21 protein-coding genes are annotated in these 20,730 nt (G+C 63.5%); 10 read left to right on the forward strand and 11 right to left on the reverse strand.

The window, feature by feature from the left end; all coding sequences use genetic code 11:
- Positions 1-28: 28 nt before the first annotated feature.
- The 4 genes from asnB to SynRS9907_RS13600 form a co-directional block, all read right to left on the reverse strand.
- Positions 29-2,053, reverse strand: a complete 2,025-nt coding sequence (gene asnB, locus SynRS9907_RS13585) for an asparagine synthase (glutamine-hydrolyzing) (RefSeq protein WP_186593738.1) — start codon at positions 2,051-2,053, stop codon at positions 29-31.
- Between the two features lie 9 nt (positions 2,054-2,062).
- Positions 2,063-3,178 (reverse strand): aspartate carbamoyltransferase, encoded by a 1,116-nt coding sequence (locus SynRS9907_RS13590; RefSeq protein WP_186593739.1) that lies wholly within the window; start codon positions 3,176-3,178, stop codon positions 2,063-2,065.
- A 161-nt stretch (positions 3,179-3,339) separates the two neighbouring features.
- Complete coding sequence (locus SynRS9907_RS14145) at positions 3,340-3,468, reverse strand: hypothetical protein (protein WP_255445928.1); 129 nt, start codon at positions 3,466-3,468, stop codon at positions 3,340-3,342.
- A gap of 17 nt (positions 3,469-3,485) precedes the next feature.
- Positions 3,486-4,916, reverse strand: a complete 1,431-nt coding sequence (locus tag SynRS9907_RS13600) for a sodium:solute symporter family protein (RefSeq protein WP_186593740.1) — start codon at positions 4,914-4,916, stop codon at positions 3,486-3,488.
- Between the two features lie 316 nt (positions 4,917-5,232).
- On the opposite strand from SynRS9907_RS13600, the gene SynRS9907_RS13605 reads away from it, so the two are divergent.
- From SynRS9907_RS13605 to SynRS9907_RS13615, 3 genes are read left to right on the forward strand one after another with little or no spacing between them, the layout of a single operon-like run.
- Positions 5,233-6,708 (forward strand): circularly permuted type 2 ATP-grasp protein, encoded by a 1,476-nt coding sequence (locus SynRS9907_RS13605; protein ID WP_186593851.1) that lies wholly within the window; start codon positions 5,233-5,235, stop codon positions 6,706-6,708.
- Positions 6,702-7,697 (forward strand): alpha-E domain-containing protein, encoded by a 996-nt coding sequence (locus tag SynRS9907_RS13610; protein ID WP_186593741.1) that lies wholly within the window; start codon positions 6,702-6,704, stop codon positions 7,695-7,697. The genes SynRS9907_RS13605 and SynRS9907_RS13610 overlap by 7 nt, the downstream gene beginning before the upstream one ends.
- Positions 7,670-8,569 carry a transglutaminase family protein gene (locus tag SynRS9907_RS13615; RefSeq protein WP_186593742.1) on the forward strand — a complete coding sequence of 300 codons (900 nt, stop codon included), beginning with the start codon at positions 7,670-7,672 and terminating at the stop codon, positions 8,567-8,569. Before SynRS9907_RS13610 ends, SynRS9907_RS13615 begins: the two co-directional genes overlap by 28 nt.
- Here the strand turns inward: SynRS9907_RS13615 and SynRS9907_RS13620 are convergent.
- The 3 genes from SynRS9907_RS13620 to SynRS9907_RS13630 all read right to left on the reverse strand — a co-directional run bounded on the left by SynRS9907_RS13620 (position 8,557) and on the right by SynRS9907_RS13630 (position 10,764).
- Positions 8,557-9,048: a redox protein gene (locus SynRS9907_RS13620; RefSeq protein ID WP_114988886.1), complete on the reverse strand. Its 492-nt coding sequence runs from the start codon at positions 9,046-9,048 to the stop codon at positions 8,557-8,559. The genes SynRS9907_RS13615 and SynRS9907_RS13620 overlap by 13 nt on opposite strands.
- Positions 9,049-9,127: 79 nt before the next feature.
- Positions 9,128-10,171, reverse strand: a complete 1,044-nt coding sequence (locus tag SynRS9907_RS13625) for a GTP 3',8-cyclase MoaA (RefSeq protein WP_186593743.1) — start codon at positions 10,169-10,171, stop codon at positions 9,128-9,130.
- Entirely contained in the window at positions 10,168-10,764 is a 597-nt protein-coding gene (locus SynRS9907_RS13630; RefSeq protein WP_255445929.1) for a molybdenum cofactor guanylyltransferase, read from the reverse strand. Before SynRS9907_RS13630 ends, SynRS9907_RS13625 begins: the two co-directional genes overlap by 4 nt.
- A gap of 262 nt (positions 10,765-11,026) precedes the next feature.
- Here SynRS9907_RS13630 and SynRS9907_RS13635 point away from each other — a divergent pair, with 262 nt between their 5' ends.
- The gene (locus SynRS9907_RS13635) at positions 11,027-12,568 is read left to right on the forward strand and encodes a NarK family nitrate/nitrite MFS transporter (protein ID WP_186593744.1); all 1,542 of its coding nucleotides are present in this window, start codon (positions 11,027-11,029) and stop codon (positions 12,566-12,568) included.
- An 82-nt stretch (positions 12,569-12,650) separates the two neighbouring features.
- A complete protein-coding gene (locus tag SynRS9907_RS13640) occupies positions 12,651-14,882 on the forward strand; it encodes a nitrate reductase (RefSeq protein ID WP_186593745.1) in 2,232 nt (743 codons plus the stop codon).
- Here SynRS9907_RS13640 and SynRS9907_RS13645 read toward each other — a convergent pair.
- Positions 14,863-15,330: a nitrate reductase associated protein gene (locus SynRS9907_RS13645; protein WP_114988767.1), complete on the reverse strand. Its 468-nt coding sequence runs from the start codon at positions 15,328-15,330 to the stop codon at positions 14,863-14,865. The two genes, SynRS9907_RS13640 and SynRS9907_RS13645, sit on opposite strands and share 20 nt — an antisense overlap.
- Before the next feature lie 278 nt (positions 15,331-15,608).
- On the opposite strand from SynRS9907_RS13645, the gene SynRS9907_RS13650 reads away from it, so the two are divergent.
- Genes SynRS9907_RS13650 through SynRS9907_RS13665 form a run of 4 tightly spaced genes read left to right on the forward strand, consistent with a single transcriptional unit; the run spans position 15,609 to position 18,378 of the window.
- Positions 15,609-15,920, forward strand: a complete 312-nt coding sequence (locus SynRS9907_RS13650) for a hypothetical protein (protein ID WP_186593746.1) — start codon at positions 15,609-15,611, stop codon at positions 15,918-15,920.
- A 52-nt stretch (positions 15,921-15,972) separates the two neighbouring features.
- The gene (locus tag SynRS9907_RS13655) at positions 15,973-16,671 is read left to right on the forward strand and encodes a carbonic anhydrase (protein ID WP_186593747.1); all 699 of its coding nucleotides are present in this window, start codon (positions 15,973-15,975) and stop codon (positions 16,669-16,671) included.
- Positions 16,668-17,144 (forward strand): cyclic pyranopterin monophosphate synthase MoaC, encoded by a 477-nt coding sequence (gene moaC / locus SynRS9907_RS13660; protein WP_115131388.1) that lies wholly within the window; start codon positions 16,668-16,670, stop codon positions 17,142-17,144. The genes SynRS9907_RS13655 and moaC overlap by 4 nt, the downstream gene beginning before the upstream one ends.
- The gene (locus SynRS9907_RS13665; RefSeq protein ID WP_186593748.1) at positions 17,128-18,378 is read left to right on the forward strand and encodes a molybdopterin molybdotransferase MoeA; all 1,251 of its coding nucleotides are present in this window, start codon (positions 17,128-17,130) and stop codon (positions 18,376-18,378) included. The genes moaC and SynRS9907_RS13665 overlap by 17 nt, the downstream gene beginning before the upstream one ends.
- Here SynRS9907_RS13665 and SynRS9907_RS13670 read toward each other — a convergent pair.
- The gene (locus SynRS9907_RS13670) at positions 18,363-19,190 is read right to left on the reverse strand and encodes a hypothetical protein (RefSeq protein WP_255445930.1); all 828 of its coding nucleotides are present in this window, start codon (positions 19,188-19,190) and stop codon (positions 18,363-18,365) included. The genes SynRS9907_RS13665 and SynRS9907_RS13670 overlap by 16 nt on opposite strands.
- Positions 19,191-19,231: 41 nt before the next feature.
- On the opposite strand from SynRS9907_RS13670, the gene SynRS9907_RS13675 reads away from it, so the two are divergent.
- On the forward strand, positions 19,232-20,095 hold the full coding sequence (locus tag SynRS9907_RS13675; protein ID WP_186593750.1) for an NAD-dependent epimerase/dehydratase family protein: 864 nt from the start codon (positions 19,232-19,234) through the stop codon (positions 20,093-20,095).
- On the opposite strand, the gene SynRS9907_RS13680 is transcribed toward SynRS9907_RS13675, so the two are convergent.
- Both SynRS9907_RS13680 and SynRS9907_RS13685 read right to left on the reverse strand, forming a co-directional pair.
- Positions 20,059-20,487 (reverse strand): molybdenum cofactor biosynthesis protein MoaE, encoded by a 429-nt coding sequence (locus SynRS9907_RS13680; protein WP_186593751.1) that lies wholly within the window; start codon positions 20,485-20,487, stop codon positions 20,059-20,061. The genes SynRS9907_RS13675 and SynRS9907_RS13680 overlap by 37 nt on opposite strands.
- 3 nt (positions 20,488-20,490) lie before the next feature.
- Positions 20,491-20,727: a MoaD/ThiS family protein gene (locus tag SynRS9907_RS13685; protein ID WP_115081347.1), complete on the reverse strand. Its 237-nt coding sequence runs from the start codon at positions 20,725-20,727 to the stop codon at positions 20,491-20,493.
- Positions 20,728-20,730 lie beyond the last annotated feature (3 nt).

The raw sequence follows: 20,730 nt of genomic DNA on the forward strand, positions 1-20,730 counted from the left end.
CGCAACGATTTAACCCTGATCAAAGAATTCAAACGGGCATCAGCACGCGCCAGCCCAGGCGGTCCGCCTCCCGGCGGGCCAGGGCTGGCATGTCTTCCGCCACAAACATGCGGTGCAACATCTGCACGCCCAGCAGGTGATTGATCACCGCATCCATCTGCACACGCTCTGCATCGGTGGTGGCTGGATCCTCGTGACGGGCAAACAAGGCACGCACGCCGGCTTTGCTCAACAAACCAGCGGCATCGATCGCCTCATCACTGAGGTAGTCGTCGGCGAGCTGCTTCATCTGCTCCCACTTCTCGGGCTCCGTGTGGGCTGGCGGTGCCATGAAGGCGAACTTCTCACGCCGGTACAGCACCTCCGGCAACAGGCCGGCCATGGCTTCCCGCAGCACGTATTTCTCGGTTTTCCCCTTGATCCGCAGCTCAGGCGGCACCTGAACCGCAACCGCGGCCAAATGGTGATCGAGGAAGGCGGGTCGCGCCTCCATGGAATTGGCCATGTCGACCCGGTCGCCACCCCAGGTGAGGATCTGGCCCTCCAGCATGGTCTTGATCCAGACGTACTGGGCCTTGTCCAGGGCATGGCGCCCCTCCAGTTGATCCGCATCCAGCTGCTCGGCAATCGCCTTGCCCGGGGAGTAATCCTTCAACGCTGTGGCATGGGATTCCGCCAGAAGCTCCGGCACCAAAGGCGCGCAGGCCAGCCACGGCTGCAGGCAACTGGGGGTGAAGCCAACCACCGCATCAAGATCGGGGTCATCCACCTGGTTTTCAGCCAGCATTGCCCCCTTCACCAGGGCATTGGACTCTTGCAGCAGGCTTTCCCAGCTGGCGCGCTCCTCCTGCGGCAGGTCATCGAGACCATGGAGGAACATGTCGCGGCGAAAGGCGGGATAGCCGCCAAACAGCTCATCTGAGCCTTCGCCAGTCATCACCACCTTGTAATCCACGTCGTTGACGTGACGGCTCATCAAGAACTTGGCCACCGCCAGGGTGTTGTAGATCGTTCGCTCCGCATGCCACATGGTGCGCTCCATGTGGCCATAGAGCTCCTGGCCCGAGAGACGCATCAGATCCTGCTCAGCGCCGGTGGCTTCGGCCATCTCACGGGCAATCGGCGACTCGTCGTAACGGGCGTCGTCAAACCCGATCGTGAACGCCTTCACCGGTGCCTGGCTCACGGCTGAGGCCAAGCCGAGGATCGAACAGCTGTCGATGCCGCCTGAGAGGTAACAACCCACCGGCACGTCGGCCACCATGCGCAGTTCAACGGCCTCCAGCAAAGCCGCACGAACGGCAGCGATGTGGTCGGCTTCGGTTCGCTTCGGGTCCCGCTCGTCCTTGCGCGGAAAGTCGACGTCCCAGTAGGTGGACTCCGACACCTCCAGATGCCCATTCACCCGTTGCACCTTCAGCACATGGCCGGGCTTCACCTGATGCACCCCGGCGAAGGCGGTGGTGCCGGGAACCATGGTCTGCATCAACTGGTGAAACAGACCCTCCGAGGTGAAACGTCGCTCCACCGCCGGATGGGCGAACAGCACCTTCAATTCGGAACCGAACACCAGACCCTCAGGCGTCATCGCCCAGTACTGCGGTTTGATGCCGAAGCGGTCCCGCACCAGGTAAAGGCAGTCTTCGGACCGATCAAACAAGGCAAAGGCGAACTCACCGCGCAACAGGGGCAAGGTCGCCTCAAGGCCCTGGCGTTGATACAGCCGCAGCAGGATCTCGGAATCGCTCTTGCTGCTGAAGCGCACTCCCTGGGCGGTGAGATCAGCCCTGATTCGCTGGAAGTCGTAGAACTCACCGTTGTGGGCCATCAGCACCTCACCGTCATCGGTGAGGAAGGGCTGCCGGGCCCGTGACTCATTCAGGTCAATGATCGAAAGGCGGGCATGGCAGAAGCCAACGCCGGCCTGATCGATCACCTCAACGCCGAAGCCATCGGGCCCGCGATGGGCCTGAATCGCCGCCATGTTGACCAGCAGCTGGCGATCCACCGTCTGCTGACGGTCGGCATTGAAAACACCCCCGATTCCACACATCAGTCCACCTCAGATCACATCCATCACGCGTTCGGCCCGATCCACCATGCAGGTGAGCAGGGCCATCCGCAGGAACACAGCTCCCCTGGCCTGGCTGAAATACCAATTGTGGGGCGTGTCATCCATGCAGGTGCTCAGTTCCGCTCCCCGAGCTAGCGGATGGAGCACGATCGCTTCCGGCTTGAAGGGCATGTCGCGGGTGAGACGGAACCCTCCGCCGTGCACTTCATAGGAATCGCCGACCCAGGCAATGGCATTGATGTAAACCACATCCAAGTCGGGCACTTCCGCCTGCAGATCGGTGCTGGAGCGCACCTTCATCCCACATGCTTCAAGCTCCTCCAACTGTCCTGGGTCGAACAGCGGCTGCTCCGGCTCCAACCCAGGGGCATGAATCACCACCACCTCATCCACGGCCTGCGGGAACTTGGCCAGGATCCGCAACAGTGAGCGAACCGTTCTCATCCGCGAGGGAATTCCGACGATCCCAATGCGAATCCGATCAGCGGGTGCCACTTCAGCTTCAGCAAGCTTGGGGCGCCACTTGAAGATCGTGTAGAGATCCGCCATCGCCTGGGTGGGATGCTCATCGATCCCATTCCCCGCATTGATGATGGGAATCCGCAGGGTTGACGTCATCGCATAAACCGCACCGGGATCGCTGTCCCGCAGCACCACACAATCGCCGTAGTTGTTGAACATGTGGGCGACATCTTCGAGGGATTCGCCCTTGGCGATCCCCGTGGTGGCCCTGTCGGTGATGTTGATGGAGGAACCGCCGAGGCGGTGCCAAGCGCTGTCAAAGGACAGCCGCGTGCGCGTGCTTGGTTCGTAAAACGCGTTGATCAGAATCTTGCCGGTGAGCGGCGTGTTGTGACGGCAATAGCGGTCTGGATTGCTCTCGAATTTCGCCGCCAGCCGAAACACCTGCAAAAGAGTCTGTGGGCGAAACGGTTGGATCGAGACCACGTGCTGATCCACCAGATCCTTCAAAGGCTCAACGTCTTCGGCAATGGCAGCCAGCAGCTCCTGGGGTTGGTTCTGCCCATAAACATCTGGCCCCATCGGCTCAAAGCGAATCTGAACCGATGACGCGTCCACAACTGCTGATTTGGCCTGTGCCATAGCGGGATCGGATCAACACCCTGTTTGCCAGACCGAGTGCTAAAGCCAGGAATTACATCTTTCACCCGTAACAACAACCACACTGCTTCGTCCACGAAGAAGCAGCTTCTTAAGCAAAGATCCGGAAAGGATTGTGCTGGGGTGGACGGCTAAAGGAGACATCACCAAACCCGGCCATTCCTCCACTCCACCCACCAAATCACCAGCAGCACGAGCACCGACAGCACCAGGGCGAGCTGACTGGCCACCAGCAGAAACTGAAAACCCGACAGACCAACGAGGCCGGCCATCAAAGGAAGCGTTTGGATCATCCCTCCTCCTTCAGCAAGGTGAAGTCAAAGCGTTCCGGCCGCATGCGACTGCCAATCAGCATCACAACCGCCGACACGGCCGCCGAAAACACAGCAGCGCAGTAGGGCGCGATCAGCACATAGGCGAGCAGGCCCACAACGCTGCCGGCGAGCATGGCCGCGATGGCAGCCGTGCGGTTGGCCGTGCGCCAGTACAAACCGCAGGCCACCGGCCAGACCGTGGAGGCCACCAGGGCACCGGTGAAGAACAGCACCGACGCCAGCGAATCCAGCCGCGGCCAGGACAGCGCCAGGGTGACGACGGCCAACCCCACCACCATCAGCCGCGCCGCCTGCTTGAGCTGTAGGTCGCTGGCCTGGGGCCGCAACAGGCGGAAGTACACATCCTCCGCCAACAGATCGGCGGTGGATGCCAGCAACGAATCCAAGGTGGAGGTGAGCGAAGCAAACACCACCACAAACACCAGGGCCGCGCCACCGGCCCCGAGCAGATCGGCTGCCATCACAGGGAACACCATGTTCACCTGCTCGAGGGGCAGCTCACGGGCCAGGGCCACGAGGCCAATGGAGCCCGTCACCATCGGCACGCTCATCCAGGCGATTCCGCCCAAAACAAAAGAGGTCATCACCACCGAGCGCCGGCTGGCGAACACCCGGGACCACCAAATGTTGTTGTGAAACACCTCGCCCATCGAAAAGAGGGCGGAATTCCAGGCGATCAACAAGCCCGCCGGCAGCAGCAGATCCAGCCGATCGGGATGCCGGGCCAGCAAGGAGGCATGCACCTCAGGCATCGGGAATTGACGGAAGGCAAGCACCGCCACCACCGCCAGCAACACCATGATCAACAGCGACTGGATGAAATCGGTGCCAATCACGGCCCGCATCCCACCGAACAGGGTGTAGACGGTGGCAACACCAATCACCACCACCATTCCCACGTGGTAATCGAAGCCTGAAAGCGCCTGCAGCAGCAGGCCAGCACCCATCGCCTGGGTCATCAGAAAGCCCAGGGTGTAGATCGCGGTGATCAGCATGAACACCCACCAGGCCAGACGCCCGTAGCGCAGGCGAATGAAGTCGCCGCTGGTGCGCCCGTTGGGCATCAACTGCTTGATCCGCGAGGCCAGGGGGGCGAACAGAATCAGGCCAAGCCCGGCCAGGGCATAGCTGAACATGCCCCAGAGGCCGGTTTTGTAGCCGAATTCAGGGGCGAGCAGGGTGGTGTTGCCGGTGACCCAGGAGGCCATCAACGTGGCCGTACTCAGGGCCAGCCCGATGTTGCGCCCCGCCAGCATGTAGTCGTCGGCATTGCCTTGACCGCGCCGGCCCCAGGCAATCCCCAGCGCCACCCAGAGCACAGAGAACAGCACCACCAACGCCCAGGCGATCCCGGGCTGAAGGAAGGGAACCGAGTCAGCGGACATCCGTCGACCCCCTGCGATTCCAATACAGGTGTCCGCGCAGAATCATCACCACCGTCGCCGCAGTCACAACGGCACCAAGGGCAAAGATCAGTCGCGCCCAGAGCAATTCATCCAAGGCGAAGAGCGTTTGAACTCCAGAAACAGGTAAGCAAAAGAGGCGTCCCAGCTCCAGCTGTCGCCTTCGATTTCGGTGCCTTCGGATACCCAAACATCAGGCGATCAGCGCCCGGTCGCCTGAAATTGCGGAATGTGTAGCAACCACCACCCGAAGGGGGTTGGGGCGACGCCTTGGATGACATTCACCTACGCGATTGGAATGTTCACCGACTACAAACCCACGGTCGGCTTCGACGAATATTTCTGCAATGAAACAGCCAGACCGCGCGACGATCTGGCCACGCTGCTCACATCACTGGGGCAGCTGGGATTGCCCGAGCTCAACCGCAGCCATGCCTCGGCTAGCCAACTGCTGCGTCGCCTCGGCGCCACCTTTCGCCTCAACGATTCCGGCCTCAAAGGCAGCGAACGGATTCTCCCCTTCGATCCCTTGCCCCGGCTGATCAGCCGCAGCGACTGGATCACCCTGGAGCGGGGACTGCTGCAACGCCTGGAAGCCATCGACTGCTTCCTCGCAGACATCTATGGCCCCCAGCAGATCCTCAATGATGGAGTGATCCCGCGGGAAGACGTTGAAAGTTCCTCCGGCTGGCGACCTCAGATGCAGGGCATCAGCCTGCCGCTCAACCGCTGGTGCCACATCTCCGGGCTCGACCTGATCCGCGATGGCAGTGGCACCTGGCGTGTCCTGGAAGACAACCTGCGCTGTCCATCGGGGGTGGCCTATTTCCTCGAGAACCGTCGGGTGATGAAACGGTTGTTCCCTGGCCTGTTCGAAGGCCGTGCCGTTCAACCGATCGACGCCTATCCATCCCATCTGCTGCGCACCCTTCAAGACCTGGCGCCCTGGAGTGACAGCCCCCGCGTGGCAATCCTGACGCCCGGGGTGTTCAACAGCGCCTATTTCGAGCACAGCTATCTGGCCCAGCAGATGGGCATTGCACTGGTAGAAGGGCGCGACCTGGTGTGCGAAGACGGCCGCGTGTGGATGCGCAGCACCAACGGCCTCAAGCCTGTGGATGTGATTTACCGCCGGATCGACGACGATTTTCTCGATCCCACCGTGTTCCGCCAGGACTCGATGCTGGGGGTGCCGGGCCTGATCGACGTGCTGCGGCAAGGACGGGTCGCCATCGCCAACGCCCCGGGCACCGGCGTCGCCGACGACAAGCTGATCTACGCCCACGTGCCGGCGATGATCCGCTACTACCTCGATGAGGAGCCGATCATCGAGAACGTTCCCACCTATCTCTGCGCCCGACCGGACGACCGGCGCTACGTGCTCGAACACCTCGAGCAATTGGTGGTGAAGTCGGTGGCGGAAGCCGGGGGCTACGGAATGCTGATCGGCCCCCAGGCCAGCCGATCGGAGCTGGCGGACTTCGACACGAAGATCCGTGCGAATCCCCGCAACTTCATTGCGCAGCCCACGCTGCAACTCTCCACCGTGCCATCCCTCAGTGACGGTGAGCTCTACCCCTGCCACGTTGATCTGCGCCCCTACGTGCTGCGCGGCGCAAGCAGCTGGGTGAGTCCAGGGGGGCTGACGCGCGTGGCACTCAAGCGGGGCTCCCTGGTGGTGAATTCGTCCCAGGGCGGCGGCTGCAAGGACACCTGGATCGTCGACGACCAACGGATGGCGGCACGGCACCCCCAGGAGGCGGTGCCGTGCTGAGCCGCGTTGCCGATTCGCTCTACTGGATCAACCGCTATCTGGAACGGGCCGAAAACATCTCGCGCTTTCTGGAAGTGAGTGAGGCGATGGCGCTGGACTGTCCTCCGGGCAGCGCCGAACCCTGGCTGCCGCTGGTGGAGGTGACGGGGGATCGCCAGCGCTTCGATACGGCCTACCCCGATGCCACACCCAAACAGGTGGTGCGCTTCCTGCTGCAGGACCGCAGCAATCCCAACAGCATCGTGAGTTGCATTGCGGTGGCACGGGAGAACGCACGGCAGATCAGGGATGTGATCACTACGGAGATGTGGGAGCAGATCAACGATCTGCACTGGAGCCTTCAAGACGACGAAGACATCTGGCGCGAACCGGTGCAGGAACAACTGCGGATCATCCGCCGCGGCTGCCAGCTCGTGTACGGGATCACCGACACCACCCTGAGCCGCGATCTCAGCTGGCTGTTCAGTCAGCTGGGTCGTCTGATCGAACGGGCCGACAAAACCTCCCGCATCCTCGACGTCAAATACTTCCTGCTGCTGCCTTCCCCTGAAGAGGTGGGCGGCGTGCTGGACGAACTGCAGTGGATCACCCTGCTGCGCACAGCGGGGGCTTATCAGATGTATCGCCACAGCGTGCAACAAGCGATCAGCCCTGCAGCGGTGGCACGCTTTTTGCTGCTGGACCCCATCTTTCCTCGCTCGGTGCGGTACTGCCTCCAGGGCATCAGCGACACCTTGCAACAGATCCAGCAGCTCCCGAACCAAGACACGCCGGATGACCTCGACTGTTTGCGCGGTCAGCTCCTTGCCCGGTGGAGCTATGTGCGGATCGACAACCTGATCGAAGCCGGTCTGCATGAAGCCATTGATCAGCTGCAGCAAGACCTCAACCAACTCCACCACCTGATCCAGACCCGCTACTTCACCAGCGCGGACCTCCATTCCATCCCCACCGATCCCGCATGCGCGCTCTCATCATTCACCGCCTGACGTATCGGTATGACGCCCCGGTGTTCCTCGGGGAACATCGCCTTTGTCTGAGGCCTCGGGGGCAAGGATTCCAGACCCTGCTGGAGCATCAACTCAGCGTGTTGCCGGAACCGGAGCAACGTCGGGAACTGGTGGCCGCCAGCGGCGATGAAATCCAACGGCTCCGCTTTCTCGGCAGCACCGATGAACTCGTCTTTGAGGCCCGCAGCCTGGTGGAGACCCGGCCAGCACCCCCGCTGGAGAGCTGCTTCAACGGCCTCGAACCACCCCTGCCCTACCCGCAAGGCCAACTCAACAGCGATCTGCAGGGGGCACTGGAAGGCTGGTTGCCCAACGGCCAACACGAACCCTCGGCCATCGAGCTCACCCAGGAAGCCCTGATGGGCAGCAACCAGCAGACCCTGGCCTTTCTGAAGCAACTGATTGAACTGATTCAAGAGCGGGTGAAATACACCCAACGCCATGTGGGACCCGCCTGGCCGGCGGGCCGAACCCTGCGGGAGCGGATCGGCTCCTGCCGTGATCTGGCCATGCTGATGGTGGCCTGTTGCCGCGTGGTGGGTCTTCCGGCCCGCTTTGTGAGCGGCTATCAACTGCAGCAACCTCCCCCGAAGGAGTACGACCTGCATGCCTGGGCGGAGGTTTACCTGCCGGGAGCGGGCTGGCGGGGCTTTGACCCCAGTGCCGGGATGGAAGTCAACGAGCGCTATGTCGTGCTGGCCACCTCCTCCAAGCCGGAACTCACCGCGGCCGTGAGCGGCAGCTTCAGCGGCCCCCCTGGAGCCAACAGTGAACTGAACTGGCAGATTCAGATCAGAGAGGACGCCTCCGCAACGGAAACCCCCTCACGCAACCTGGTTCAGGCCGCCTGAAGCAACGGCTCCACCCCATGCAACTGGGGCTTCGGCGCCGAGCTGTGGGTGGCTGCCATCAAGGCCGGGATCTCGGCGCTGTTGTAGACGCGGAATTCCCTCACCAGAGAAGCGCCCTCCTCACGAACCGCCTGGTTCAGAACGACGGAACCATCGGGATCGGAGATCGAGCGGTGGAAAGTGCCAGGCGGGATACGAAGGATGTCACCACCGCTCTCGAGCCGAACGATGTGGAACGGCTGCTCCCAGGCCAGGTTCACCAGGAAGAAGGTTCTGCCGCCGCTTGCCGCAAGCAGATTGTCTTCCTGATGGGGATGCAGATAGAACTGCCAGGCTCCGCTCTCCGGATCGTTGGGGGGCGACACGGCCGGGCCGCTGTGAATCACCAGGTCGCGCGCGTTCGAGGTGTTCACGGTGACGTCGAAAAAACGAACCGACGGGGTGTCGCGGAAGCGCTCGTAGGCCAGCAGTTCAAACATGTCGATGGATCCTGAGGGATCCTTCAGCTGCCCCGTTGTACCGGGGGCATCACGCAAAAACGGTGACGATCACGACGGTTCAGCCCCCCAAATACGCCATTTCCGCATGGGTTGACGCAACAGCGGCTGGATCACGCTCCTCGCTGTAGCGGTCTTGGCGTCGCTGCCAGAGCTGGCGCATGGCCTGCTCAAGCTGAGGCTCTGAGGCGAGCGCGGGCTTGAGATCGGTGCCTTCAGCAGAAAACAGGCAGGTGAACGCCTGCCCATCAGCGGTGACACGCAAGCGGTTGCAATCCCCGCAGAACGGCTCACTGATGGAGGCAATCACACCGATGGTTCCAGCACCATCGCGGTAGTGCCAACGCCGGGCCGTCCCACCCCGCGGGCGACCCAAAGGCTCCAGGGGCCAACGGGCATGAATGTGCTCCACCATCTGCGCCGCCGGCAGCACCTGGTCCAGCGTCCACTGGTTGCGGTTGCCCACATCCATGTATTCGATCAAACGCAGCTCCATCCCCTGCTGCCGGGCCAAATTGGCCAAGGGCAACAGCTGATCGTCATTGATCCCCCGTTGGATCACGGCATTGAGCTTGAGCTCGCCGCATGAGGGGTCAAAGCCAGCGGCGCAGGCCGCCGCGATGCCGTCCTGCACCTGGCGCACCAGGCGGTCTCCAGCCACGGCACCACCCTTGAGACCAGCCATGCGCGCCGCTGCCTCCCCTTCCGCCGCATCCAGGCTGATGGTGATTCGATCCAGCCCTGCGGCACGCAACGCCCGCGCCATCGGTTCCGACAACAGCACCCCGTTGCTGGTGAGCGCCACGGCCTGCAAACCAGCGATCGGATCCGAACGATCCCGCCGGGCCTGGGCCACCGCCTCCAACAACGGCAACAAGCGCCGGCTCAACAACGGCTCTCCACCGGTGAGCCGCAGCGTTTGTGCCCCCAGGCGCGCGGCCACACGAATCACGCGCATCTGCTGCTCCAGCGTCAGCAGGCCAGGGGGCTCCTCCACATCCGGACAGCAGTACGGACAGGCGAGATTGCAACGGGCCGTGAGCGACAACCGCAACACCCCGATGGGCCGGTTGAGGCGGTCTGCGAGCGGCAACAACGTGCTCATCCCTCCAACGCTGCCAGATCTGCAGGGCAATTGGCATTCACCAACGCCTTTTGAGGCAAGCGCACCGCCTGATGGGGAACGCAGGTCAACCAATCCATCCAGCGCAACTCGCCGCGTTGCAGTTGCTGATCAAGGCAGGAGCGGAAGGGAGAACCGGAGGGGATCACCGCCAGCAACGGCTGCAACCGTTGCCCGTCATGGGCCACTGCTGCTTGATCGGGGGCACGATTCCAGGCTGCGATCAGCTGCCGGACAACGGCGGTGCGCAAACGGGGCATGTCCACCGGCAGCACCAACACAGCCTCCCCAGGCTGAGACGGCAACAGCCTGGCCAGCGCCTGCAGAGGGCCATTCCAGGGAGGGGGCTCCAGCAGCACGGAACATCCCGGCCGGTGGGCAAGCAGCTCTGCGTGGGCGGCATGACGACTCAACACCTGCACCGGATAACCGAGGGGCAGCAGCTGGTCGACCAGGGCCGTGAGCCAGACACCACCGGAGGGATGCGGCAGGAGGGCCTTGTCACGCCCCATGCGACGGCTGCTTCCGCCACTGAGCACACAAACCCGCAAGCCTTGGTTCACATCGCCGACCAACAATCTGCACCAGCGGAGTCCAACAACCCACAAAAGTTGCAACCGCTACCAAATCATTGCCGCACAAGAACGTCTGATCCGATCAATCAGCCCCGTTGATGTTTGCTTCGGCACAGAAAAACAGAAATTGGTAACCAATCCGACCAAACACGGGCCCGACGAATTGATTAACTGCGCGGGTCAAACGGATTCTCTTTTCGACCGTTTTGCCATCCCCGGGCACCTTTCCTTTTGAAGCCCGAGGTTCCTTCTCTTCTCCTCAATGCTTGGCGACCTTTGGTCGTTCCAGGGCAGGTACCGAACCCTTCACCTGACCTGGATCGCCTTCTTCCTGACCTTCGTGGTCTGGTTCAACCTGGCCCCTCTGGCCACCACCGTGAAAGCGGACCTGGGTCTGACCGTTGGTCAGATCCGCACCGTGGCCATCTGCAACGTGGCCCTCACCATTCCGGCGCGCGTGCTGATCGGCATGCTGCTGGACAAATTCGGACCCCGGATCACCTATTCCTCGATCCTGGTGTTCTCGGCGATTCCCTGCCTGCTGTTTGCGTCCGCTCAGGACTTCAACCAGCTGGTGGTGGCCCGTCTGCTGCTCTCCATCGTTGGCGCCGGCTTCGTGATCGGCATCCGCATGGTGGCCGAGTGGTTCCCTCCCAAGGAAATCGGCCTGGCTGAAGGCATCTACGGCGGCTGGGGCAACTTCGGCTCCGCCTTCTCCGCCCTCAGCATGGTGGCCCTCGCTGGCTTCCTCTCCTTCTCCGGCGGCTTCGAACTGCCCACCGGCGCTGTTCTGAACTGGCGCGGTGCCATCGCCCTGACCGGCATCGTCTCCGCCGTCTACGGCCTCTTCTACTTCTTCAACGTCACCGACACCCCCCCCGGCAAGACGTATCAGCGCCCGGCGAAATCCGCCGGCCTGGAAGTCACTTCCATGCGCGACTTCTGGGGTCTACTGGGCATGAACGTGCCCTTCGCAGCCATCCTTTGCGTGCTCTGCTGGCGCCTTTCCAAGGTGGGCTTCCTCACCGCAAGCACCTACCCCCTTGCCCTCGGTGCCGTTGCCGTCTGGTTTGCCTTCCAGACCTGGGGAATCATTCGCACCAACCGCGACCTGATCCTCGGCAACAAGGTTTATCCCAAGGAAGATCGCTACGAGTTCCGCCAGGTGGCGATCCTCGAGCTCACCTACATCGTGAACTTCGGCTCTGAACTGGCCGTGGTTTCGATGCTGCCCACCTTCTTTGAAACCACCTTCGATCTGCCGAAGGCCACCGCCGGAATCCTGGCGTCCTGCTTCGCTTTCGTGAACCTGGTCGCCCGCCCTGCTGGCGGTCTGATCTCCGACCGCGTCGGCAGCCGCAAGAACACCATGGGCTTCCTCACTGCCGGTCTCGGCGTGGGCTACCTGGTGATGAGCATGATCAAGCCCGGCACCTTCACCGGCACCACCGGCATTGCCGTTGCCGTGGTAATCACCATGCTCGCTTCGTTCTTCGTGCAGTCCGGTGAAGGCGCCACCTTCGCGCTGGTGCCCCTGGTTAAGCGTCGCGTCACCGGCCAGGTGGCCGGCCTGGTTGGTGCCTACGGCAACGTTGGTGCTGTGACCTACCTGACCATCTTCAGCCTCCTGCCGATGTGGATGGGCGGCGGCGGCGAACCCACCCCCGAGGTGATCGCGGCTTCCAACAGCGCCTTCTTCCAGATCCTGGGTGTGGCCGGTCTGATCGTGGCCTTCTTCTGCTTCTTCTTCCTGAAGGAGCCCAAGGGGTCCTTCGCAGACCTGCACGAAGGCGAAACCGCCTGATCCATCTCCCTCCGCAGCACCCTGTCGCTGCACAACGACCCGGAGCTTCGGCTCCGGGTTTTGTTCTTTTTTTGGTTCCTGCATGACCAACTCACCCCGCAGCGTGCGCAGCCAGTGCCCCTACTGCGGCGTGGGTTGTGGCCTGGAGCTCTTGCCTCCTGCCGTGAAGGGTGAGGCCGTGAAACGGGATGCCGAGGGCAACCCGATGTGGACCGCCCGCGGCGACCGCGAACACCCCTCAAGCCTTGGCCAGGTCTGCATCAAGGGCGCCACCGTCGGCGAAACCCTGGCCCCAGGCCGCCTGCGCCAACCCCTGTTCCGCCAGACCCTTGAGGACGACTTCGCGCCGATCAGCTGGGACGACGCTCTCAACAAAATCACCGGCCAGATCCAGGCGAGCGTGGCCCGGCGCGGCAACGCCGATGGCATCGCCATGTACGGCTCCGGTCAATTCCACACCGAGGATTACTACCTCGCCCAGAAGCTGCTCAAAGGCGCCCTGGGCACCAACAATTTCGACGCCAACTCACGGCTGTGCATGAGCTCAGCGGTGGCGGGCTACACCCGCAGCCTGGGCTCCGATGGTCCCCCCTGCAGCTATGAAGACCTCGACCACTGCACAGTGGCGTTTCTGATCGGCACCAACACGGCCGAATGCCACCCGGTGCTGTTCCAGCGGCTGCTGAAGCGGAAACGCAAAAACCCCGGCAGCGTCAAGATCGTGGTGGTGGATCCACGCCGCACCGACACCGCCAAAGCCGCCGATATCCACTTGCCGATTGCACCGGGCAGCGACCTGGCCCTGCTGCACGGGATTGCCCACTTGGTGCTGCGCGAAAACGGCCAGGATCCGGCCTTCATCGACGACCACACCGAGAATTACGACGCCTTTTTTGACGTCGCCGCCCGCTGGACCCCAAGACGGGTGGCCCTGTTCTGCAACATCCCCGAAAAACGCCTTCGGGAAGTGGCGGCTCTGTTCCACCGGCGCGAGAAGGTGCTCAGCCTCTGGTCGATGGGGGTGAACCAACGCCGTGAAGGAACGGCCGTGGTGCAGGGGTTGATCAATCTGCATCTGCTCACCGGCCAGATCGGCAAGCAAGGAGCGGGCCCGTTTTCCCTCACCGGCCAACCCAACGCCATGGGCGGACGCGAAGCCGGAGGCCTGGCCCACCTGCTGCCGGGCTACCGCCTGGTGGCCAACGCCGAACACCGCGCCGAAGTGGAGCAGGCCTGGCAGCTGCCGGCAGGACGAATCAACACCAAGCCCGGATTGGCGGCCTGGCAGCAGATCGAGGCCATGGAACAGGAGGCGCTGGACCTGTGGTGGGTGGCCGCCACCAACCCCCTGGTGAGCCTCCCGGATCTTGACCGGGTGAAGTCGGCCATGCAGAAGTGCCCGCTGGTGGTGGTGAGCGAGGCCTACGCCGACTCGGAAACGTCCCACTACGCCCACCTGCTGTTGCCCGCAGCCCAGTGGAGCGAGAAGGCCGGCGCCATGACCAATTCCGAACGGCGGGTCACCTACTGCCCGGCCTACCGGCGTCGTTTCGGCGAGAGCCGTCCCGACTGGGAGATGTTTGCCGAGGTGGGCCGGCGCCTGGGCTACAGCGAGCAGTTCAACTTCGAATCAGCGGCTGAGGTGTACGCCGAATTCACAGCTCTCACCCAGGGCAGGCTTTGCGATGTGAGCGGCCTCAGCCATGAACTGCTGGAAGGCGAAGGACCGCAGCAATGGCCCTATCCCAGCGGCAGCACCCCCACCACAGAAGCCAAACGTCTCTACGAAGACCGTCAATTCGCCACCCCCAACAAACGCGCCCGCTTCAGCACCGATCAACCGCTGGGACTAGCGGAACCCCCCTGCGACACCTATCCGCTGGTGCTGACGGTAGGCCGCTACCTGGGCCAGTGGCACACGATGACCCGCACCGGCAAGGTGGAACGGTTGATGAAACAGCATCCCGAGCCGCTGCTGGAGATTCACCCCGGTGACGCGCAGGAGTTGAAACTGCGCAACGGTGAACTGGCGGCGATCAGCTCACGCCGCGGCCACCTCACCGCCACGGTGAAAGTCACCGATCGCATCCGGCGTGGGTCGGTCTTCCTGCCGATGCACTGGGGATTCACCCAGGAGAAAGCCTGCGAAGCCAACACCCTCATGCACGACGAGGCCTGCCCGGTGTCAAAGCAGCCTGAACTCAAGGCCTGCGCGGTGATCGTGGCTCCCGCCGTCTCGGTGGTGAAGCCCGTTGAACAGCAGAAAGGACGATTGGAGGCCCTGCGCCGGCTGCTCACACCAGCACTTCGCTGAAGGCTGCCTCAAGGTTGTGGTGGTCGTGCCCAGGCCGAACCAACTTGCACAAGGCAAAGCGATCCAGCTCACTGAGCTGGGTCCACTGCTCCAGGGTCAGCGCCACACCCCGCACTGTGGCCGCCTCCTGCACCACAGCGGGCAGCTCCGCCTGCTGTTGCCAGGGGGCACCACTCACCGGTGGCAGATCCTTGGCCATGCCATCGGCCATGGAGCGCGTGCAATCGCGCAGGTGTTGGCGAAGCTGCTCAAGAGCATCGGCGCCATCCGGCCAATCCACCAGGGCTTGACGTTGCTCCTGGGAAAGTTCAAGCCAGTGGTTGAGCTTCAACTTCACCCCACACAGATCCAATTTGCGTCGCACACACAGAGGGATGCAGCGCCAGTTGCCGATGAAGTCCTGTTCAAAGGCAAAGCAATGGCAGGCGGAATTACGGCGGCTGGACATCAACCAAAGCCTTGATCGGTGTCAATGATGACAACGGAAGCCCACGGAAACAGAGATGTTTACCCCGTTACAAATGTTGGTCTGTGCGCTTCGCCCTCTCCCTCGGAATGCTGCTGGGAATGTCCCATGGATGGGTCACGGCTGAAGCACTCCAACAACAGCCCATGCAGGGCTTTGATCCCATAGAAACTGTTAATTCCGCTACACAATTCAACCTGTTTAGTAGTCGTTCACACCAATTTTTTCCATACTGAAGCTCTGTTTAAAGAGTTTCTGCCGTGACCAGCAGCATCTCGTCCGCTTCCGGCCGCAGCCCGATCACCCTGGCCGCCGGTTTCCTGGGCGCCTTCATCGTTGGTTCCCTCGCCGTGCAGCTGGTACGCACCCAGACGGCTTCCGTTCAGGCCGGTGCCGCTGGCGTGGAGCCGGTAATCGCCGGCCCTGCCGCTCTCTGGGCTCCCTTGGCCGAGCGCGACATCGCCAGTGCCACCGCAGCCGCAACAGCCCAACCCACTGCTGCCATCCAGCCCGCCGTTGAGCCTGTTGTGGGCTCCGAAGCCACCCTCTGGTCTGCCTTCGGCGAGCGCTGATCGCACTGCCCACGCAGCACAGCCCACCAGCCGGCCCGCATAAGGTGCCGGCATGGGGATTCAGCGCCGTCAATTCCTCCAACGAACGGGCGGTCTGGCCTTGGCCGCCCTGATCCAAGCGCGCCCCGTTGAGGCAGCAGAGGAGGGCTTCTGCAGCCCGAATGATCCACTCGAGGCCCTGATGGAGGGGAACCGCCGATTTGCCGAGGCCTGGCGCCAGGGCAAACAAGACGACGGAACGACACCCAGAACGGCGGGCGCTAACCCGCGCTGCTTCAACTCCCCCAGGGCGTTGGCCACCAGCCAACATCCCTGGGCCACCGTGCTCACCTGCTCTGATTCACGGGTGTCGCCGAGCTGGGTGTTCGACACCACCCCTGGTGAACTGTTCGTGATCCGCAACGCCGGCAACACCGCCTTCACCGAAGCCATTGCCTCGGTTGAATACAGCGTCAGCGTTCTCAAGACGCCACTGTTGATGGTGATGGGACACAGCGACTGCGGAGCCGTGACGGCGGCGATGGACACCAACCCGCTGACCCCCTCCCTGGAGCGACTGATCCAACCCATCCGGGAGAACATCAACGGCAGCAGCGATCTCGAGGACGCCGTGAAGCGCAACGCCCTCGCCAGCGCCTCCACCTTGATTCAACGCAGCGCCGTTCTGGCTGAGGCCAAAGCCAGCGGTGCGCTGAAACTGGTGGTGGGTTGTTTCCAACTCAGCAGCGGTGTTGTGAGCTTGATCGAATGACGCAAGATCTGAGTCACCTGAACCAGCAAGGCGAGGTTCACATGGTGGACGTGGGGGACCGGCCGACCACCCACCGCGAAGCCCATGCCCGTGGCGCCATTCGCATGGACGCCTCAACCCTCGGCCTGATCCAGCGGGGCGAGACACCGAAAGGAGATCTTCTGGCGGTCGCCCGGGTGGCAGCGATCCAGGCCGCCAAACGCACCTGGGAGCTGATTCCCCTGTGCCATCCGCTGCCACTCAGTGGCATGGATGTGTCGATCGACGCCGACGCCTCCCTGCCTGGCCTGGTGGTCCACTGCCGTTGCCGCACCACAGGCCAGACCGGGGTGGAAATGGAAGCGATGACGGCCGTGTCCGTGGGGCTGCTGACCCTTTACGACATGCTCAAGGCGGTTGATCCAGCCATGACGATCGAGGCGATCCAGCTGGAGTTCAAGGAAGGAGGGAGGAACGGTGTCTGGAAACGCTGAGCCCTACGGACGCGAAGGGCTACCTCTGGAAGAGGCACGTCGACGGGTTCTTGCGGCGCTTCAGCCGATCACAACCAGCAACACAGTGCCGCTGCAGCAGGCCCTCGGCCGGGTGAGCGCTGCGGATGTGCTGGCCAGCGCGGCCGTTCCGGGATTCCGGGCTTCGATCATGGACGGCTACGCCCTGGGGCAGAGCCACCAACCCAAACCTGGGGACACCTGGCAGCTGAAGGGACGCTCCGCCGCCGGCCAGCCCTTCAACAGAACCCTGGCCACCGGCGATGCGATCCGCATCCTCACCGGCGCTCCACTGCCGGACGGTGCCGGCTGGGTGCTGCCCCAGGAGCTGATCAGCGTGGACGGCACCAGCCTCCAGCTGGTGAAAGAGGCGTCGGATCGTCCCTGGATTCGCCTCGAGGATGAGGAATGCCGAGCGGGGGACCTGCTGCTGGCCGCTGGAGAGCGCCTTGGTGCCGCCGATCTCGCACGCCTCGCCGGCTGCGGCATCGCCGAGCTAACCATTGCGCAGCAACCCCGCATCGGGCTGCTGATCAGCGGGGACGAGCTGGTGCCACCCGGAACAGCGCGGCAACCCGGTGCCATCTGGGAGAGCAACGGCACGCTTCTGGAGACGATGCTCCGAGCCCTGGGGCAATCGGTGACCCAGCGACGGGTGGTGGCCGATCAACCCGACGCCCTGCGCCAGGCCCTGCTGGATCTGGCCCATGACTGCGACGTGGTGGTGAGCACCGGCGGCGTCTCCGCTGGCGACACCGATTGGATCCGACCCCTGGTGGCGGGGCTGGGTGCCGTGGACTTCTGGAAACTGTTCCTACGCCCGGGGCGCCCCTTCGCCTTCGGCAGCATCGGCGAAAGCGTGCCATTTTTCGGACTGCCGGGCAATCCCGTGGCGGCGGCGGTCACCGCCCTGCAACTGCTCTGGCCCGCCCTGCAGGTTCTGGAGGGCCAAAGCGAACCGGAGCTATTCCCCCGGGTGATGGTGGAACTCGCTGACCCGTTGTCCCGCCGACCGGGACGGCCGGAATTGGCTCGGGCCCGCCTTGACACCAACGCCGCAGGAACGCTGCTGGCACGGGTGGATGGCTCGCAGGCCTCGTCCAGGATCGGTTCCCTGCAACAGGCCGATCTGCTGCTGGAACTGCCAGCGGAAGCCGGCCCGCTCGAAAGCGGCACCCGTCTCTGGGCCCAGCTCATCCGTCAGCGGATTTTCTGAGCCGGATCAGGCTGAAACCAGCGGCGCTCCCAGGCCATGAGCCTGCCGGTTGAATCGAAATGGATGCTGATCTGCTGAAACAGGGCAGCGCCGAGACGGCCACCGATCTCGAGGCTGAAGGGCGCACTGGGGAGCTCACTGGGCACCGAAAACACCAAGCCGTCGGGCATCACCGCTGAGCAGTCGTTGTGCAACAGCTGGCTTGGATCGAACACCAGCGAAGCGGCGTCCTCCGCCTGGCCGTTCACCCCCGCCTGCGGCCTGAGCATCTGCCGCTCGCCACTCCATCCCTGCACCTGCGCCAGCAAGGCCTCGGGTGTCCCGCATGCGGGACGGTCGGGTTCGGGATCGGTGCCGTTCATGCAACGGAAACCCACCGCCCCAACACGCTGCAAACGCCAGCGGCCGTCAAGCGGTTCCCAGAGCAGCACCAGCATCGAGCGGGAACGACCGCAGAACAAGTTGATCTCATGGCCGAAGCGAGGACGCTCGGCATCCAACCCCCGGCTGGACTGACCGCCCGCCCCGGGGAACTGCCAGCAGCCTCCACCGGCGTTGTAGGTGGCCCGGCTGATGGGATAGGTGGCCTTACCCCCGGGGGCAAAGGCCAGACCCGATCCATCCCACACCCCGTGGTCGTCATCGGAAAAGGAAATCGCGTAGGTGGTGGGGTCGATCCAACGGGTCGGATGCTGCAGATCCAGCCGACCGCTGCCGTCCCGCTCAAACCAATGGCCGCAGCCCTGCCAGTGGCCGGCGAAATTGCGGCGGTTGAGGGTCCACTGATCAGTCATGTCCGTGACGGCAGCCAACGGTCGGTCTCCTTAGGGTCGCCCCAACAGCCATCCCCGCCATGGACCTGACGATCGTTGGCTGCGGCTACGTGGGGCTCGCTTTGGCGGAGCGGCTGCAACCAAAACGCCCCCAGCTGAAGCTGACGCTGACCACCACCAGCAGCGAACGGCTGGAGCAACTCAGCCCCCTCGCCGATCGGGTGGAACTGTGCGACGCCACAGACCCCGCGCAATTGCGGGAGGCTCTGCGGAAAAGCAGCAATGCCGTGTTCTGCCTCGGGCCAAAGGGAGATCGCCAGGTGGATGCCAACGGCTACCGCCACACCTTCGTCGACAGCTTCCATTGCCTGACGTCGCTGTTGCCACAACTGCCGAAACTGCGGCAGATCGTCTACACGGGCAGTTGCTCGGTGTACGGCGATGCCGCGGGGGACTGGGTGGATGAACAAACGCCACCCACACCAGGCAGCGGCCACAGCGATGTTCTGCTGAAAAGCGAACAACTGCTCAGCGGCATCAGCGACAGACGGGTGTGCATCCTGCGCCTCGGGGCGCTCTATGGCCCTGGCCGCGATCTCGATCGACGCCTACGCGGGCTCGCCGGACTGGAACGCCCTGGCAGCGGCTCGACCTACAGCAACTGGCTGCATGTGGCCGATGCCGCCGGTGCCCTTGAAGCCGCTCTCGATGCTGAATGGGCCGGTCTGGTGAATGTGGTCAACGACGAGCCGCTTCGGCTGCGGGACCTGGTAGGCCGCAGCCTGCAGCGCCAGGGCCTGGCCCCCGTGCGCTGGCTTGGGCAGGACGAACCGGGTTCAGGGGGCCGACGGATTCGCAACAGCCGGCTCAAACAGCTGGGCTACCAGCTGCAGCACCCGCGCCTTGATCAGAGCGGCGTGTTGGCCGCCAGCCAGGTGCCCTGACCCGCGCACCACTCCCGCTTCCAGAACGGGGCCTGGTGCTTGAGTTGTTCCAACAAAGCGGCCGAGCAGCGCTGCGCCGCCCCACGGCGATCGGCCTGCACCGCCACCAGCACGATCGGCTCACCGGGGGCGAGCTTGCCCACCCGATGCAGCACCAAAATCGACCCCGCCCGGTGCTCCTGCTGCAGACGCAGCGCCATTGCCGTGATCTGACGTTCGCAAAGGCCGGGAAAGTGCTCCAGCTCCAGTGCCTCCAAAGGCCGGCCATCCATGGTGGTGGGACGCACCCGACCCATGAAGATCGCAGCGGCCGCGGCATCCCCGCTCCAAAGCGCCAGTTGCTGCCAAGGATCAAAGGGATCCGGGCACACCTCCACACGGCAATCGGTCACGCGTCACCCCCCCGTGAACGGTGGAAGAAAGGCCAGCTCATCACCGGCCTGCAACGGCTGATCGGCACCGACCAACTCCTGGTTCACCGCAATGCTGATGCCCTCCAGCGGACCAAGATCCAGCTGGTTCCAGACCTCACGGGCCGTCGAGACGCCTGGTGTGAAGGGAAGGGAACGCTCGGCCCAACCGGCGCGTTCTCGCAGGGAAGCGAACAGCAGCACCTTCAGCACCACGTCCATTGC

The organism is Synechococcus sp. RS9907 (assembly GCF_014279615.1).
Classification (GTDB): domain Bacteria; phylum Cyanobacteriota; class Cyanobacteriia; order PCC-6307; family Cyanobiaceae; genus Parasynechococcus.